The organism is Pseudomonas sp. PDM14 (assembly GCF_014851905.1).
GTDB lineage: Bacteria > Pseudomonadota > Gammaproteobacteria > Pseudomonadales > Pseudomonadaceae > Aquipseudomonas.
Map to the genome: position 1 here is coordinate 1,322,793 of NZ_JACVAQ010000002.1, position 16,490 is coordinate 1,339,282.

The 16,490-nt window shown below is 66.3% G+C and carries 16 protein-coding genes; 9 read left to right on the forward strand and 7 right to left on the reverse strand.

Annotated features, from left to right (window positions below; all coding sequences use genetic code 11):
- Positions 1 to 40: 40 nt before the first annotated feature.
- The 5 genes from dapC (at position 41) to IB229_RS18735 (ending at position 4,432) form a co-directional block, all read left to right on the forward strand.
- Positions 41 to 1,249 (forward strand): succinyldiaminopimelate transaminase, encoded by a 1,209-nt coding sequence (gene dapC / locus IB229_RS18715; protein WP_192331408.1) that lies wholly within the window; start codon positions 41 to 43, stop codon positions 1,247 to 1,249.
- A gap of 28 nt (positions 1,250 to 1,277) precedes the next feature.
- Positions 1,278 to 1,631, forward strand: a complete 354-nt coding sequence (locus IB229_RS18720) for an ArsC family reductase (RefSeq protein ID WP_192331409.1) — start codon at positions 1,278 to 1,280, stop codon at positions 1,629 to 1,631.
- A gap of 72 nt (positions 1,632 to 1,703) precedes the next feature.
- The gene (gene dapD / locus IB229_RS18725; RefSeq protein WP_192331410.1) at positions 1,704 to 2,738 is read left to right on the forward strand and encodes a 2,3,4,5-tetrahydropyridine-2,6-dicarboxylate N-succinyltransferase; all 1,035 of its coding nucleotides are present in this window, start codon (positions 1,704 to 1,706) and stop codon (positions 2,736 to 2,738) included.
- An 84-nt stretch (positions 2,739 to 2,822) separates the two neighbouring features.
- Positions 2,823 to 4,028, forward strand: coding sequence for an aminotransferase class V-fold PLP-dependent enzyme (locus tag IB229_RS18730; RefSeq protein ID WP_192331411.1), 1,206 nt, complete (start codon positions 2,823 to 2,825; stop codon positions 4,026 to 4,028).
- A complete protein-coding gene (locus IB229_RS18735; RefSeq protein ID WP_192331412.1) occupies positions 4,025 to 4,432 on the forward strand; it encodes a SufE family protein in 408 nt (135 codons plus the stop codon). Before IB229_RS18730 ends, IB229_RS18735 begins: the two co-directional genes overlap by 4 nt.
- Positions 4,433 to 4,513: 81 nt before the next feature.
- Here the strand turns inward: IB229_RS18735 and IB229_RS18740 are convergent, their stop codons facing one another.
- Positions 4,514 to 4,975 (reverse strand): DUF1456 family protein, encoded by a 462-nt coding sequence (locus IB229_RS18740; RefSeq protein WP_192331413.1) that lies wholly within the window; start codon positions 4,973 to 4,975, stop codon positions 4,514 to 4,516.
- Positions 4,976 to 5,117: 142 nt separating this feature from the next.
- On the reverse strand, positions 5,118 to 5,930 hold the full coding sequence (gene tcdA / locus IB229_RS18745) for a tRNA cyclic N6-threonylcarbamoyladenosine(37) synthase TcdA (protein ID WP_192331414.1): 813 nt from the start codon (positions 5,928 to 5,930) through the stop codon (positions 5,118 to 5,120).
- A 293-nt stretch (positions 5,931 to 6,223) separates the two neighbouring features.
- On the opposite strand from tcdA, the gene IB229_RS18750 reads away from it, so the two are divergent.
- The 4 genes from IB229_RS18750 (at position 6,224) to IB229_RS18765 (ending at position 11,269) form a co-directional block, all read left to right on the forward strand.
- Positions 6,224 to 8,821: a glycosyltransferase gene (locus IB229_RS18750; RefSeq protein WP_192331415.1), complete on the forward strand. Its 2,598-nt coding sequence runs from the start codon at positions 6,224 to 6,226 to the stop codon at positions 8,819 to 8,821.
- Positions 8,822 to 8,896: 75 nt separating this feature from the next.
- Positions 8,897 to 10,084: a succinyl-diaminopimelate desuccinylase gene (dapE, locus tag IB229_RS18755; protein ID WP_412547798.1), complete on the forward strand. Its 1,188-nt coding sequence runs from the start codon at positions 8,897 to 8,899 to the stop codon at positions 10,082 to 10,084.
- On the forward strand, positions 10,081 to 10,887 hold the full coding sequence (locus IB229_RS18760) for a putative RNA methyltransferase (RefSeq protein WP_192331417.1): 807 nt from the start codon (positions 10,081 to 10,083) through the stop codon (positions 10,885 to 10,887). Before dapE ends, IB229_RS18760 begins: the two co-directional genes overlap by 4 nt.
- 10 nt (positions 10,888 to 10,897) lie before the next feature.
- Complete coding sequence (locus tag IB229_RS18765; RefSeq protein WP_192331418.1) at positions 10,898 to 11,269, forward strand: hypothetical protein; 372 nt, start codon at positions 10,898 to 10,900, stop codon at positions 11,267 to 11,269.
- Between the two features lie 62 nt (positions 11,270 to 11,331).
- Here the strand turns inward: IB229_RS18765 and IB229_RS18770 are convergent, their stop codons facing one another.
- The 5 genes from IB229_RS18770 to IB229_RS18790 form a co-directional block, all read right to left on the reverse strand.
- A complete protein-coding gene (locus IB229_RS18770) occupies positions 11,332 to 11,541 on the reverse strand; it encodes a cold-shock protein (protein ID WP_192331419.1) in 210 nt (69 codons plus the stop codon).
- 229 nt (positions 11,542 to 11,770) lie between these two features.
- On the reverse strand, positions 11,771 to 12,754 hold the full coding sequence (locus IB229_RS18775; protein ID WP_192331420.1) for a DUF4340 domain-containing protein: 984 nt from the start codon (positions 12,752 to 12,754) through the stop codon (positions 11,771 to 11,773).
- A 156-nt stretch (positions 12,755 to 12,910) separates the two neighbouring features.
- Positions 12,911 to 14,743: a GldG family protein gene (locus tag IB229_RS18780; RefSeq protein ID WP_192331421.1), complete on the reverse strand. Its 1,833-nt coding sequence runs from the start codon at positions 14,741 to 14,743 to the stop codon at positions 12,911 to 12,913.
- Between the two features lie 2 nt (positions 14,744 to 14,745).
- Entirely contained in the window at positions 14,746 to 15,480 is a 735-nt protein-coding gene (locus IB229_RS18785) for an ABC transporter permease (RefSeq protein WP_192331422.1), read from the reverse strand.
- Positions 15,477 to 16,400, reverse strand: coding sequence for an ABC transporter ATP-binding protein (locus tag IB229_RS18790; protein WP_192331423.1), 924 nt, complete (start codon positions 16,398 to 16,400; stop codon positions 15,477 to 15,479). The genes IB229_RS18785 and IB229_RS18790 overlap by 4 nt, the downstream gene beginning before the upstream one ends.
- Positions 16,401 to 16,490 lie beyond the last annotated feature (90 nt).

Sequence of the window (16,490 nt, forward strand, 5' to 3'; positions counted from 1 at the left end):
GACGCCTAAGCAGCGCCGGGTGCAGCAACAGGAAACGACCATGAATGACGCACTGAACCAGCTGCAACCCTACCCGTTCGAGAAGCTCCGCGGCCTGCTCGCCGGTGCCCAGCCGCCGGCCGCCAAGCGCCCGATCGCGCTGTCCATCGGCGAACCCAAGCACCGCTCGCCGGCCTTCGTCGCCGAAGCGTTGAGCGCCAACCTCGACCAGCTGGCCGTGTACCCGACCACCCTGGGCATTCCGGCCCTGCGTGAAGCCATCGCCGCCTGGTGCGAGCGCCGTTTCGGCGTGCCGAGCGGCTGGCTGGATGCCGCGCGCCACGTGCTGCCGGTCAATGGCACCCGCGAGGCGCTGTTCGCCTTCACCCAGACCGTGGTAAAGCGCGCCGCAGCCGGCCAGCAGCCGGGCCTGGTAGTCAGCCCCAACCCGTTCTATCAGATCTACGAAGGCGCAGCCCTGCTCGCCGGCGCCGAGCCACACTACCTGCCGTGCCTGGCCGACAATGGCTTCAACCCGGATTTCGACGCCGTCAGCGCGGATGTCTGGCAGCGCACGCAGATCCTCTTCCTCTGCTCGCCCGGCAACCCCACCGGCGCCCTGGTGCCACTGGCCACCCTGAAGAAACTGATCGCCCTGGCCGACCAGTACGACTTCGTCATCGCCGCCGACGAGTGCTACAGCGAGCTGTATTTCGACGAGGAAAACCCGCCGCCCGGCCTGCTCAGCGCCTGTGCCGAACTGGGCCGCAGCGATTTCAAGCGCTGCGTGGTATTCCACAGCCTGTCCAAGCGCTCCAACCTGCCAGGCCTGCGCTCCGGCTTCGTCGCCGGCGACGCCGACATTCTGCAATCTTTCCTGCTGTACCGTACTTACCACGGCTGCGCCATGCCGGTGCAGACTCAGTTGGCCAGCGTCGCCGCCTGGAATGACGAAGCCCACGTGTGCGCCAACCGCGACCTGTACCGCGAGAAATTCGACGCCCTGCTCGACATCCTTGGCCCGGTGCTCGACGTGCAGCGCCCCGACGGCGGCTTCTACCTGTGGGCGAAGACACCGGTCGACGACCAGACCTTCACCCGCGACCTGTTCGCCCGCGAGCACGTCACCGTGGTACCGGGTTCCTACCTGTCGCGCGAGGTAAATGGCGACAATCCCGGGGCTGGCCGCGTGCGCATGGCCCTGGTCGCGCCACTGGCCGAATGCGTGGAGGCCGCCGAGCGCATCCGCGCCTTCGTCAAAGGCCTGTGATCAAGGACCGATAAACAAGGATTCGAGCATGAGCATCACCCTGTACGGCATCAAAGCCTGCGACACGATGAAAAAAGCCCGCACCTGGCTCGACGAGCACGGCGTGGCCTACAGCTTCCATGACTACAAGGCGTCGGCCATCGACCGCGCCAACCTGGAGAAGTGGTGTGCCGAACACGGCTGGGAAACCGTCCTCAACCGTGCCGGCACCACTTTCCGCAAACTGGACGAGGCGCAGAAAGCCGACCTCGACCAAAACAAAGCCATCGAGCTGATGCTCGCCCAGCCGTCGATGATCAAACGCCCGGTGCTCGACCTGGGCCATTCGACCCTGGTCGGTTTCAAGCCCGAGCGTTACGCCGAGGCCGTGAAGCCCGCATGAACATGATCGCCTGGCCGCACGCACGCACTGCCCGGCCAGCCTGAGCCACCCTATTCAGCAAGAGGAATTGCCATGTCTACCCCACTTTTCAGCATCGCCTTCGGTGTTGGCACCCAGAACCGCCAGAACGCCTGGCTGGAAGTCTTCTACGCCCAGCCGCTGCTCAAGCCATCGGCCGAACTGGCCGCCGCCGTCACCCCGATCATCGGCTACAGCAGCGGTAACCAGGCGCTCACCCTGAGCAGCCAGCAGGCGTCCGACCTGGCCGCCGCGCTGAAGACCATCGACCCGCAGCAGGCTGCCCTGCTGACCCGTCTGGCCGAAAGCCAGAAGCCGCTGGTCGCCACCGTACTGGCCGAAGACGTCGCGCTGACCTCCACACCCGAGGCCTACCTCAAGCTGCACCTGATCTCCCACCGCCTGGTCAAGCCGCACGGCCTGAACCTGACCGGCATCTTCCCGTTGCTGCCGAACGTGGCCTGGACCAGCCAGGGCGCCATCGACCTGGCCGAGCTGGCCGAGCGTCAGCTGGAAGCGCGCCTGAAGGGCAAGCTGCTGGAAGTGTTCTCCGTGGACAAGTTCCCGAAGATGACCGACTACGTGGTCCCGGCCGGCGTGCGCATCGCCGACAGCTCGCGCATTCGCCTGGGCGCCTACATCGGTGAAGGCACCACCGTGATGCACGAAGGCTTCGTCAACTTCAACGCCGGCACGGAAGGCCCGGGCATGATCGAAGGCCGCGTTTCCGCTGGCGTATTCGTCGGCAAGGGCTCGGACCTGGGTGGCGGTTGCTCGACCATGGGCACCCTGTCCGGCGGCGGCAACATCATCATCAGCGTTGGCGAAGGCTGCCTGATCGGCGCCAACGCCGGTATCGGCATCCCGCTGGGCGACCGCAACATCGTCGAGGCCGGCCTGTACGTCACCGCCGGCATCAAGATCGCCCTGCTCGACGACCAGAACAACCTGGTCAAGGTGGTCAAGGGCCGCGACCTGGCCGGCCAGCCGGACCTGCTGTTCCGTCGCAACTCGCAGAGCGGTGCGGTGGAGTGCAAGACCAACAAGACCGCGATCGAGCTGAACGAGGCGCTGCACGCGCACAACTGAAAATCGGTCTGAAGGTGAACAGGCCGGGCCCATGCCCGGCCTGTCTATTTATACTCAGCACGAATTCCCGCGGTACCACAGCCCATGTCACTGATCTCGCCCTGGCGCGCCGACTTCCCCGGCATTCTGGCCCTCGCAGCAGAAGGCCAGACCTACCTGGACAGCGCCGCCACCACGCAGAAGCCGCAGGCCATGCTGGATGCGCTGCAGGCCTACTACGCCGGCGGCGCGGCCAACGTGCACCGCGCCCAGCACCTGCCGGGCGAGCGTGCCACACGCGCCTTCGAGGCCAGCCGGAGCAAGGCCGCCGCGTGGCTGAATGCGGCCAGCAGCGAGGAAATCGTCTTCACTCGTGGCGCCACCGAGTCCCTCAACCTCCTGGCCTACGGCCTGGAGCATCGCTTCAGCGCCGGTGACGAGCTCGTCATCAGCGCCCTGGAGCACCACGCCAACCTGCTGCCCTGGCAGCAACTGGCGCAACGCCGTGCGCTGAAGCTGGTGGTGCTGCCCCTCGACGCCCAGGGAGAGATCGACCTGCAGCAGGCCGCCAGCCTGATCGGCCCGCGCACGCGCCTGCTCGCCGTGAGCCAGCTGTCCAACGTGCTCGGTCGCTGGCAGCCGCTGGAGCAATTGCTCAGCCAGGCCCACGCGCACGGCGCGCTGACCGTGGTCGACGGCGCCCAGGGCGCGGTGCACGGCCGGCATGACGTACAGGCCATGGGCTGCGACTTCTACGTCGGCTCCAGCCACAAGCTCTACGGCCCGGAAGGTGTCGGCCTGCTCTACGGCCGCCGTGCGGCGCTGGCGCAGCTGCGCCACTGGCAGTTCGGCGGCGAGATGGTGCAGCAGGCCGACTACTACACCGCCAGCTTCCGCCCGGCGCCGCTGGGCTTCGAGGCCGGCACGCCAGCGATCGCCGGGGTGATCGCCCTCGGCGCGACCCTCGACTACCTGGCCGCGCTCGACCACCACGCCGTGAGTGCCCATGAAGCCGCGCTGCACGCGGCGCTGCTCGACGGTATGGCGGCACGCGACGGCATCCACCTGCTCGGCGCGCCCCACGCGGCCCTGGCCAGCTTCACCGTGGACGGCGTGCACAGCGGCGACCTCGCCCACCTGCTCACCGACCAGGGCATCGCCGTGCGCGCCGGGCACCACTGCGCCATGCCGCTGATGCAGCGCTTGGGTCTTGCCGGGGCGATCCGTGTGTCACTGGGGCTGTACAACGACGAAGGCGACCTGCAGCGCTTCTTCGCCGCGCTGGACAAGGCCTTGGAGCTGCTGCGATGAACCTGCCAGCTCCCGCCCGCGAGGCGCTCGACGCCTTCACCGCCTGCCCTGGCTGGGAGCAGCGTGCACGCCTGCTGATGCAGTGGGGTGAGCGCCTGCAGCCATTGAGCGATGAAGAGAAGCAGAACGCCAACCGCGTGTCCGGCTGCGAGAGTCAGGTCTGGCTGGTCGGTGAATACACGGGCGGCGCCTGGCAGTTCCGCGCTGCCAGCGATGCCCGGCTGATCCGCGGCCTGCTGGCGGTCCTGCTGGCGCGGATCGACGGCGTGCCCGTCGCCGAACTGGCCGTCCTCGACCTGCCCGACTGGTTCAACCAGCTGGGCCTGGGGCGCCAGCTGTCACCTTCGCGCAGCAACGGCCTGAATGCCGTGTTGCAGCGCATGCGTGAATTGACTCGGGGTTAGCCACCCGCGGTGGAAACGGCTTCGCGCTTGCCACCCTATCCAGCAGAGTTCGCAGGCCAGTATCCAGCCTGCGCTCAACGGTCAGTCACGCTCGCGAGCGGTCAGGCCACGAAGGAAGTTGCGCAGCACCTGGTCGCCGCAGAGGCGGAAGTTCTTCTGGTCCGGCTTGCGGAACAGCGCACTCAGCTCGGCCTTGGTCATCGGCAGGTCGGCGGCCTGGAGGATCGCGTGCATGTCGTCGTCACGCAGCTCGAAGGCCACGCGCAGCTTCTTCAGCACGGTGTTGTTGGTCAGACGCTTTTCGTGCGGCACCGGCGGGCGACTGTCGTCCTTGCCGCGTTTGAAGTACACCAGGCCGTCGAGGAAATGCGCGAGCACTTCGTCGCTGCAAGGCTCGTAGCCTTCCTCGTCGTCCTTGAGCAGGTAGGCGCCGATCTGCTCGACGCTGACCGGGTAATCCGCCAGCTGGCAGATTTCCACGACCTTGGCATCGTTGACATCCAGCAGGTAGCGCAGGCTGCGCAGCACATCGTTGTTCATCATCAAAAGAAGTCTCGTCGAAGCCTGCGCCACGTAGGCGACTGGGCGGGACCGCACGGCTCGTGGCCAGCGGCAGGGGCGGCGATTATACGGCCTGGCCGGCCGAGTCGCGGCAGATAAAGCGACAGCGGCCGCCGACCAGGCGTCATGCCGGCCTGGCGCCGCGCTCCGAGGGCCGCCGCGCACCGGCTACCAGCTTGTCGATGATCTTCGCCGCCGCGACCATGCCAAAGGTCGTGGTGACCATCATCGAGGCGCCGAAACCGCCGGCGCAGTCGAGCCGCGTGCCGTCGCCGGGCAGCACCTTGGCCTGGCAGACCGTGCCATCGGGTTGCGGATAGCGCAGCTGCTCGCTGGAGTACACGCAGGTGATGCTGTAGGTGCGCCCCGGCGTGCGCGAGAAGCCGTAGTCACGCCGCAGCAGCGAACGCACCTTGGCCACCAGCGGGTCGTTGAAGGTCTTGTTGAGGTCGGCGACCTGCACCTGCGTCGGGTCGACCTGGCCGCCCGCGCCGCCGGTGGCGACGATCTGGATCTTGCGCCGCTTGCACCAGGAGATCAGCGCCGCCTTGGCGAACACGCTGTCGATGCAGTCGATCACCGCGTCCATCTCTTCGGTAATGTACTCGGCCATGGTCTCGCGGGTGACGAAGTCGGCCACCGCGTGCACCGCGCAGTTCGGGTTGATCGCGCGCAGGCGCTCGGCCAGCACCTCGACTTTGGCCTTGCCGATGGCGCCGCTCAGGGCGTGCACCTGGCGGTTGGTGTTGGTGATGCACACGTCATCCAGGTCGAACAGGGAAATTTCGCCGACCCCGGAACGGGCCAGCGCCTCCGCCGCCCAGGAGCCCACGCCACCGACGCCGACCACCGCCACGTGGGCCGCATTCAGGCGTTCCAGGCCTTCGTTGCCATAGAGCCGGGCGATGCCGCCAAACCGCTGTTGATCCACTGCCATTGCCATCTACCGTCACAAACCGGCCGGCATTATAGGGCGCGCGGCGGCACTTGCCTCCCCGCGCCGGCCAGTGGCAGACGCCGGGCGCATCGACCCGGCCATGGGTACCTGCGCGGATGCGCTCGAACTTCCCGCAGGCAACGCTGCCCAACGCCCTGAAATCCCCTGCCAGAGCCCGTGATTACGGGCCTGGCCAGTGCTATACAGGTAACGGGCCGCGGAGTAGCATGCGCGCCGACCGGCGAGCGCCGGTCCCCTTACCCTGTTCCAACCTGCGGAACCTGATGACAGCTATGCCTACGCGCAAATTCGGACTCAACCTGGCGGTGTTCGTGGCAGTTGCCGCGCTGTTCACCGGCATCTGGGCGCTCTATAACCGACCGGTCTCCGCACCGGACTGGCCGGAGCAGATCTCCGGCTTTTCCTACTCGCCGTTCCGCGCCGGGCAGAACCCGCAGCAGGGGATCTACCCCAGCGAAGAGCAGATCCGCGACGACCTCGAATTGCTGAGCAAGCACACCGACAGTATCCGCACCTATTCGGTGGACGGCGCGCTGGAGATGATCCCGCGCATCGCCGAAGAGTTCGGCCTGCGCGTGACCCTGGGCGTGTGGATCAGCCCGGACGAGGAACGCAACGAGCGCGAGATCGCCAAGGCCATTGAGATCGCCAACAACTCGCGCAGCGTGGTTCGCGTGGCGGTGGGCAACGAAGCCCTGTTCCGCCGCGAGGTCACCACCAAGCAGCTGATCGGCTTCATGGATCGCGTGCGTGCCGCGGTCAAGGTGCCGGTGACCACCTCTGAGCAGTGGCACATCTGGCAGGAATACCCGGAACTGGCCGACCACGCCGACCTGATCGCCGCCCACGTGCTGCCCTACTGGGAGTTCGTGACGATGGAGGACTCCACCGAGTTCGTCCTCGAGCGCGCCAAGGACATGCGCAACCTGTTCCCGAAAAAACCGCTGCTGCTGTCCGAAGTCGGCTGGCCGAGCAACGGCCGCATGCGCGGCGGCGCCGACGCCTCCCAGGCGGACCAGGCGATCTACCTGCGCACCCTGGTCAACGCGCTGAACGCCAAGGGCTACAACTACTTCGTCATCGAGGCCTTCGACCAACCGTGGAAGGCCAGTGACGAAGGCTCGGTGGGCGCCTACTGGGGCGTGTACAACCTCGACCGCCAGGCCAAGTTCGCCTTCGAAGGTCCGATCGTGGCCATTCCGCAATGGCGCCTGCTGGCCATCGCCTCGGTGGTCCTGGCCCTGCTGACCCTGGCCCTGGTGCTGATCGACGGCAGTTCGCTGCGCCAGCGCGGACGCACCTTCCTCACCTTCGTCGCCTTCGCCGGCGGCTCGGTGCTGGTGTGGATCGGCTACGACTACAGCCAGCAGTACAGCACCTGGTTCAGCGCCACGGTCGGCCTGCTGCTGGGTATCGGCGCCTTCGGCGTGTTCATCGTGCTGATTACCGAAGCCCACGAGCTGGCAGAAACCGTGTGGACGCGCAGCCGCCGCCGGCCGTTCCTGCCGGTGCTCACCGACACCGCCTACCGGCCCAAGGTCTCGGTGCACGTGCCCTGCTACAACGAGCCGCCGGAGATGGTCAAACAGACCCTCGATGCCCTGGCCAACCTCGACTACCCCGACTTCGAAGTCATCATCATCGACAACAACACCAAGGACCCGGCGGTGTGGGAACCGGTGCAGGCCTATTGCGAACAGCTCGGCCCGCGCTTCAAGTTCTTCCACGTCGCGCCCCTGGCTGGCTTCAAGGGCGGTGCACTGAACTACATCCTGCCGTACACCGCGCCGGATGCCGAAGTGATCGCGGTGATCGACTCCGACTACTGCGTTGACCGCAACTGGCTCAAGCACATGGTGCCGCACTTCGCCGATCCGAAGATCGCCGTGGTGCAGTCACCGCAGGACTACCGCGACGGCAACGAAAGCACCTTCAAGAAGCTCTGCTACGCCGAGTACAAGGGCTTCTTCCACATCGGCATGGTCACCCGCAACGACCGCAACGCGATCATCCAGCACGGCACCATGACCATGATCCGCCGCACCGTGATGGACGAGCTGAAGTGGGCCGACTGGACCATCTGCGAAGACGCCGAGCTGGGCCTGCGCGTGTTCGAGAAAGGCTATTCGGCCGCCTACGCTCACCAGAGTTTCGGCCAGGGCCTGATGCCGGACACCTTCATCGACTACAAGAAGCAGCGTTTCCGCTGGGCCTATGGCGCCATCCAGATCATGAAGGGCCATGCCCGCAGCCTGTTCCTCGGCAAGGATTCCGAGCTCAAGCGCGGCCAGCGTTACCACTTCATCGCCGGCTGGCTGCCGTGGATCGCCGACGGCCTGAACATCTTCTTCACCATCGGCGCGCTGCTCTGGTCGGCAGCGATGATCATCGTGCCGACGCGGGTCGACCCGCCGTTGCTGATCTTCGCCATCCCGCCGCTGGCGCTGTTCTTCTTCAAGTTCGGCAAGATCATGTTCCTCTACCGCAAGGCCGTCGGGGTCGACCTGGTGCGCGCCTTCCAGGCCGCGGTGGCCGGGCTGGCGCTGTCGCACACCATCGCCAAGGCGGTGCTGTATGGCGCGTTCACCAAGACCATCCCGTTCTTCCGCACGCCGAAGATGGCCTCCAACCACGGCATCATGGTGGCGCTGGCCGAAGCCCGCGAAGAAGTGTTCATCATGCTTCTGCTGTGGGGCGCGGCACTCGGCATCGCCATCGTCCAGGGCCTGCCGAGCGCGGACGTGAAGTTCTGGGTGGCCATGCTCCTGGTGCAGTCGCTGCCCTACCTGGCGGCGCTGATCATGGCCCTGCTCTCCTCGTTGCCAAAACCGCTCAGCGAGGATGCCAGCGACGTGCCGGCGGCGATCTGATCGCCCCGGCAGTCGGGCAACCCGGCACGTTCCACCAGTCAAAACGGCGGCCAATGGCCGCCGTTTTGCTTTAAGATGGCGGCCTTTTCCGCGCCCCGTACCGCTTTCCGGAGTCCCTCCATGCCCGCCCTCACGCCGACCCTCGAACTCGCCTGCGAACTGATCCGTCGCCCTTCGGTCACCCCCGAAGACGCCGACTGCCAGACGCTGATGAGCGATCGCCTGGCCGCCGCCGGCTTCGCTGTCGAGCGCATGCGCATCGAGGACGTGGAGAACTTCTGGGCCACCCACGGCCAGGGCGACTGCCCGGTGCTGTGCTTCGCCGGGCACACCGACGTGGTGCCGACCGGCCCGCTGCAAGCCTGGCAGCACCAGCCGTTCGACGCGCTGATCGATGAACAGGGCATGCTCTGCGGCCGTGGTGCGGCGGACATGAAGGGCAGCCTGGCGTCGATGATCATCGCCGTCGAACGCTTCGTCGCCGACCACCCGCAGCACAGCGGACGCATCGCCTTCCTCATCACCAGCGACGAAGAAGGCCCGGCCCATCACGGCACCAAGGCCGTGGTCGAGCGCCTGCGCGAACGCGGCGAGCGCCTGGACTGGTGCATCGTCGGCGAGCCGTCGAGCACCGACCTGGTCGGCGACGTGGTCAAGAACGGCCGCCGCGGCTCGCTCGGCGCCACCCTCACCGTGCACGGCAAGCAGGGCCACGTAGCCTACCCGCACCTGGCGCAGAACCCGATCCACCTGGCCGCGCCGGCGCTGGCCGAGCTGGCCGCCGAGCACTGGGACAACGGCAACGCGTTCTTTCCGCCGACCAGCTTCCAGGTCTCCAACCTCAATGCCGGCACCGGCGCGACCAACGTCATCCCCGGCGAGCTGAAGGCGATCTTCAACTTCCGCTTCTCCACCGAGTCGACGGTCGAAGGCCTGCAGCAGCGCGTCAGCGACATCCTCGACAAGCACGGCCTGGACTGGCACATCGACTGGGCGCTGTCCGGCATGCCGTTCCTCACCGAGCCGGGCGCCCTGCTCGACGCCGTGGCCGCCAGCATCAAGGCCGTCACCGGCCGCGAGACCACGCCCTCCACCTCCGGAGGGACTTCGGACGGCCGCTTCATCGCCACCCTCGGCACCCAGGTGGTCGAACTCGGCCCGGTCAACGCCACCATCCACCAGGTCAACGAGCGCGTACTCGCCGCTGACCTCGATGTGCTGACCGAAATCTACTATCAGACCCTGGTGCGACTGCTCGCATGAGCCTGATCTGCCCGATCTGCCAGCAGGCGCTGCAGAGCGTCGACAACGGCATCGCCTGCCCGGCCAATCATCGCTTCGACCGCGCCCGCCAGGGCTACCTGAACCTGCTGCCGGTGCAGCACAAGAACAGCCGTGATCCCGGCGACAACGCCGCCATGGTCGAGGCACGCCGACGCTTTCTCGACGGTGGCCACTACGCGCCGCTGGCCCGTCGCCTGGCCGAGCTGGCCGCCGAACGCGCGCCGCAGCGCTGGCTGGATATCGGCTGTGGCGAGGGCTACTACACCGCCCAGCTTGCCGCGCTGCTGCAGGGGGCCGACGGCTACGCGCTGGACATCTCCCGCGAAGCGGTCAAACGCGCCTGCAAGCGCGCGCCGCAGCTGACCTGGCTGATCGCGAGCATGGCCCGCGTGCCGCTGGCGGACGCCAGCTGCAACCTGCTGGCCAGCGTATTCAGCCCGCTCGACTGGGCCGAAGCCGCGCGCCTGCTCGCCCCCGGTGGCGGCCTGCTGCGCATGGGTCCGACCCGCGAGCACCTGATGCAGCTGCGGCAGAAGCTCTACGACGAAGTGCGCGACTACGACGACGAAAAGCACCTCGAGCTGATCCCCGCAGGCATGCGCCTGGCGCACAGCGAAACCTTGCGCTTTCCCCTGCAACTGACCAGCAGCGAAGCCCGCGCCGACCTGTTGGCGATGACCCCGCACGGCTGGCGCGCCAGCGCCGAACGCCGCGCGGCGGTGATCGCCGAAGACTTCGAAGTTACCGTCGCCATTCGCTACGATTGGATCGAGAAAATCTAGGGATACCCTCATGCGCCAACCCGATATCGAGATCTACCTCAAGGATGCCGACCACAAGGCCATCGCCGCCTGGCTCAATGACGCCATCGGCCCGGTCAGCGACTGGCACCAGCAGGGGCAGACCTTCAAATGCCGCGCTGGCGACGTGCCGGTGACTTGGCTGCCGAAGGCCGTGGGCAAGTGGCACAGCCTATTCCTGGAAAGCGACGCCACGCCCTGGGCGGATGACCTGGCCTGCGCCCGCGCCGCCTTCGCCGCACTGGACGTCGAGGTGCGCTGCGCACCGGGCGGCTGGGACGAGGAGGAAAGCGTGGAAACGGCCGATCGCTGGATTCGCATCAGCAGCGACGGCGAAGAAGAGATCGTCTGGCGCACCGGCTGATACCGGCAGGAAAACAAAAGGCCCGTCACTGACGGGCCTTTTGTTTGTACCGCGGTCCGGATTCAGACCTGGGCGACGTCTTCCGCCTGCAGGCCCTTCTGGCCTTCGATCACGGAAAACTCGACCTGCTGCCCCTCGACCAGCGAACGGTGACCTTCACCGCGGATGGCACGGTAGTGAACGAACACGTCCGCGCCGCTTTCACGCTGAATGAAGCCATACCCTTTGGAATCATTGAACCACTTGACGGTTCCGATCTCACGATCAGCCATTACCACTTCCCTCGAATCACATTTTTATTATTGCCCTGACGGGCCTCGACGGTTCGGCACAACGATCTTCTTCATCTCTCCGAGCCCGGCCAGGCAAGCATGGAACGGGTGGTTTGAATGGCGTTCATAATGCGACCGCTTCGCGAGTATAAAACAAGTTTCGGCGCTGCCAAGGTTTTTCTACACAGCCCTGCAGGCCATGCAAGACAAGGCCTGCAGCCTTTTACGGCTAGTGCACGACGAGCAGATCGGTCAGCTTTTTCGCCAGCGTCTGGTACTGCGTCGCCTCCAGGCGATAGGCCCAATCCGGCTTGCCCGGCAGGCGTTGCGCATCGAGGCCGCTGCCCGGTTTGAGTGTCAGCCAGTACTGCTCGCCCTGTTGGTGCAACGCCCCGACCAGCTCCTGGCCGGCGGCGGTCTTGAGGCGAAACCGCAGCGCCGGCTCGCCCTTGAAACCGACCTGAGCCAGCGGCGCGGCATCGGCGAAGCGCAGGTCGGCGAACAGCAGCACCATGCTGTTCGCCGCCGCCTCGTGGGTCAGGCGTCGCCCCGGCGGCACGTCGCGTACCTGCACGTTGCTCGCCTCGCCCTCTCCGCGGTACAGCACCAGCGGCGCCACGCGCGGCTGTTCGAGCACCAGCTCGCGCACCTCGGAGAAGGGAATCTGCGTGACGCGGCGATCCAGCCACTGCAGCTCGGTCTGCGGCAGTTCGATGTGCTGGTCGATCAGCCAGCTCTGCGTATCGCCGGCCATCCGCACCAGCTGTCCGCCGTGCTGGCCGGGCTTGCCGATCAGCAACATCAGCGCCTGGCCGTCGGCCAGTTGCACGCTGAGGCGCGTGCCCTGCTGCCCCACCGCGCCCAGCTCGGCCAGGCCCAGCTGCGTCAGCCGTTCGGGGTTATGCGTACGCGCCTCGACCTTGCGCGCCTTTTCCAGCACGCCCAGCAGGTGCTCGACCAGGCCCGGCACCACCGGGTAACCAGCCTTGGCCGGCACCAGCCAACCCTGCTCGCGGCGCTCCAGGCGTACGTGCAGTTGCCCCGGCTGAGTTATCTCGATGGCGCGTACCTGTTCGGTCTTGCCCTGCAGCGCTGGCAACCAGACCTCAGCGGTATGCTCCCGCGCCTTCTGTTCGCGGTGCTCGACCCCGTACCAGCCCAGCCCCAGCACCCCGACCAGTATCGCCAGGCCAATCACGCCATTGCGCCCCATCAGCTCTCCCCCTTTCACCCGACTCTACCGGCATACCCAGCCTGGTAGACCGGTCACCTTGCCCCAAGGTGCCCGCCCAGATAGCAAAAACCGCCGGGAAAGACGCAGCGCGAAGGCTGTGCTTTCCCGGCGGTCGGTTACCGCAGCGCTAGCGACTCAGCGTTGTTTGCGCCGACGCAGCAGCCACAGCGCCAGCACGCCCAGGGTCAGCACCAGTGGCACCAGGGCTATGTTGGCGGCCTTGAGCACGCGACCGAGGTCCTCGATGCGCGAATTCAGCTCGTAGCGCACCTCACGCAGCTCCTTGCGGATGCGCAGCTTCTCGGCCACGAACTGCTGCACGGTCGCCTGCTGCTCGGGCGTCAGCTCCAGGGCCTTGGTCGGGTCCTGGTTCTGCAGGGCGGCGAGCTTCTGCTCGGTTTCGGCCAGGCGCTTCTGCAGGGTTTCCTCCTGGATCCTGAACTTGGCATCGGCCTCGCGCTGCATCGCATCGACCACCTCGAACGGACGGCTGAAGCGACCCCGCGAACGCACGCTGATCAGCGCCTCGCTGCCGGACAGGTTGTCCAGGGCATTGATGGCGAAAGCGGCGTTGTCGGCGAACGGCTGTGGCATGCGCTGGCCGAAGAAGTCCTGCACCTGTACCCACATGCGGTCGCTGAGCAGATCGGTGTCGGCCACGGCGATGACGTTGATGTTGTCGGCGGACTTCAGGCCATCCTTCTGCCCTTCGATGCCGTTGGGGAAGGCGCTCTGCACCGGGCCGCTGATGCGCGCGGCAACGGCGTAGCGCTCGCCGGTCGGTTGCAGGTCGCGGATCAGGCTTTCCGGGTTGCTCAGGGTGGCAAAACGCGCCGCATCGAACGGCATGGCGTATTCGGAACTCTGCAGCAGCGGGGTAAAGGTGGTCTTGCCGCCCTCGATCGGCTCGAGGATGCCGCTGGTGGCGACGTTGACGCTCTCCAGCCCCGAGGTGCTGATGTCGTCCTGGCTCATCGCCCGGCTCGGCAGGCTCAGCCAGCCGGCGTGACGCACCGGGCGCTGGCCCTGGCCAACACCGACCGTCATCGCGTAGGAGCCGTCACCAAGCACCTTGCCCGGCACCAGACGCAGGCCCCAGGCCTTGAACAGCGGCTCCAGGTCCGACGACTTGTCCATCTCGTCGCCCGGCATCATCGGCATCGCGGTGTCGGCCTCGCTGTAGGGGTCGACGAACACCAGCAGCTTGCCGCCACGCAGGACGAACTGGTCGACCGCGTACAGGGTCGCTTCCGGCAGCGCCTTGGGGTGTACCAGCAGCAGCACCGAAACCTGATCCGGGATCTTGTCCAGGCCGATCTTCAGGCTCTCGATCTTGAACAGCTGGCGGACTTCCTCCATCACCATCCACGGCGCGGTCGGCTGGCGGCTGGCCATGTCGAAGCCACCGTTGATCTGCAACCCGGAAAGCACGCCGACCACCGGCCGCTCGGGCTTGGCCAGGGTCTGCACCAGCTGGCTGAGCTGGTACTCGAGGAACTCTTCCTGGTCGAGCTGGAAGAACGGGATCACCTGCTTGCCGTCCACCGAGTTGGTGCCGGCCAGGCCGAAGTAGATCTGGTCGCCGCCCTGGTTCGCCGGCACGCCCTGCAGGCCGAAGCTGGCGGCCTTGTCTTCCTCTTCCGAGAACGGCTCGGGGTCGATCACATGCAGCTTGATCTTGCCATTGGCCTCGCGCTCGTAGGCCTTGAGCATCTCCTCCACGCGCTTGGCATAGTTGCGCAGCACCGGCAGCTCGCGGGCGGCATTGTCGGAGTAGAAGAAGTGCAGGTCGATCGGCTCATCCAGCTCGCCGAGAATCTGCTTGGTACCAGCGGTGATGGTGTAGAGCTTCTGTTCGGTGAGGTCCAGGCGCGCGCCGCTGAGGGTCAGCCCGGAGAACATGTTGAAGGCGAGGAACGCCAGCGCGATCAGCAGCAGGCCGACGCTCGAATACATCAGTTTTTTCATCTTCAGTCAGCCTTCTTCAGATCGACCACGACGGCGGTGGCGGCAAGCCACGCAGCCATCAGGGTGATGAAATAGAGCAGGTCGCGCAGGTCGATCACGCCCTTGCTGATGGCATCGAAGCGAGTCAGGAAACTCAGCGAGGCCACGGCATCCAGCACCCATTGCGGCGCCCAGCCGGTAAAGGCATCGAGCACCATGGGGAAGCCGCTGACGATGAACAGGAAGCAGGCGCTGACGGCGAGGATGAAGGCGATCACCTGGTTCTTCGCCAGGGCCGACATGCACGAGCCGATGGCCAGGTAGGAACCGGCCAGCAGCCAGCTGCCGATGTAGCCGGTGACGATGGCGCCGTTGTCCGGCTGACCCAGGTAGTTGACCGTGATGATCATCGGGAAGGTCAGCAGCAGGGCGATGCCGGCGAAGATCCAGGCGGCGAGGAACTTGCCGGTGACCGCCTCGAAGCGGGTGATCGGCAGGGTCATCAGCAGCTCGATCGAGCCAGACTTGCGTTCCTCGGCCCACAGGCGCATAGCCAGGGCCGGCACCAGGAACAGGTAGAGCCACGGGTGGAAGTTGAAGAACGCGGTGAGATCGGCCTGGCCGCCCTCGAAGAAACCACCCAGGTAAAAGGTGAAGACCCCGGACAGGACCAGGAAGATCAGGATGAACACGTACGCCAGCGGCGTGGCGAAGTAGCTCGCCAGCTCGCGCTTGAAGACTACCGGCAACTGTTTCATGCCGCCTCTCCCCGGGTCAGGTTGCGGAACACTTCATCGAGCCGGCCGCGTTCCACGTCCAGTTCCTTGATCTGCCAGCCACGCTGGGCGATCAGTTGGTTGACCTGGGTGAAGATCACCTCGCCCGGCTGGGCCAACACGGTGAGGCTGTGCTCCAGAGCGTTCTCCTCGACGCCGGCCACACCCGGCAGCGCGGCGAGCGCGGCGCGGTCCAGCTCGCTGGTACCAACCAGGGTCACCGCCTGGTGGTAGCGCGAACGGCTTTCCAGCTCGAACGGCGTGCCATCGGCAACCACCTTGCCGGCGGCGATGACCACCGCGCGGGTGCACACCGCCGAGACTTCTTCGAGGATGTGGGTGGAGATGATCACGATCTTGTCGGCGGCCAGGCTCTGGATCAACTGGCGCACCTGGTGTTTCTGGTTCGGGTCGAGGCCGTCGGTGGGCTCGTCGAGGATCAGCACCTTGGGATCATGCAGGATCGCCTGGGCCAGGCCGACACGGCGCTTGAAGCCCTTGGACAGGGTGTCGATGGACTGGCCGAGGACCTTGTCCAGTTCCACCTGGCCGACCGCCCGCTCGACCCGCGAGCGCTTCTCGGCGCCCCGGAAGCCACGGACTTCGGCGATGAATTCGAGGAAGCCGCGCACCGTCATGTCGCCATAGCACGGCGCGCCTTCGGGCAGGTAACCGATCTGCTGCTGGGCCTTGAGGGTCTGCTTCTGGATGTCGAAGCCGAGGATGCTGGCGCTGCCGGACGTCGGCGCGAGAAAGCCGGTGAGCATCTTCATGGTGGTGGATTTGCCGGCACCGTTGGGGCCGAGAAAGCCCAGCACTTCCCCCTGCTGGACATTGAATGACAGGCCGTCAACGGCCGTGTGCCCCGCAAAACGCTTGGTCAGGTTTCTTATTTCGATCATGGCCTCTCACCGTCGCGATAAAGGCCGCCCCCACGCCGATTGCGGCGTGCCGAGCGAGCCACAGAATGCCGGCCGGACTATAAGGAGTCG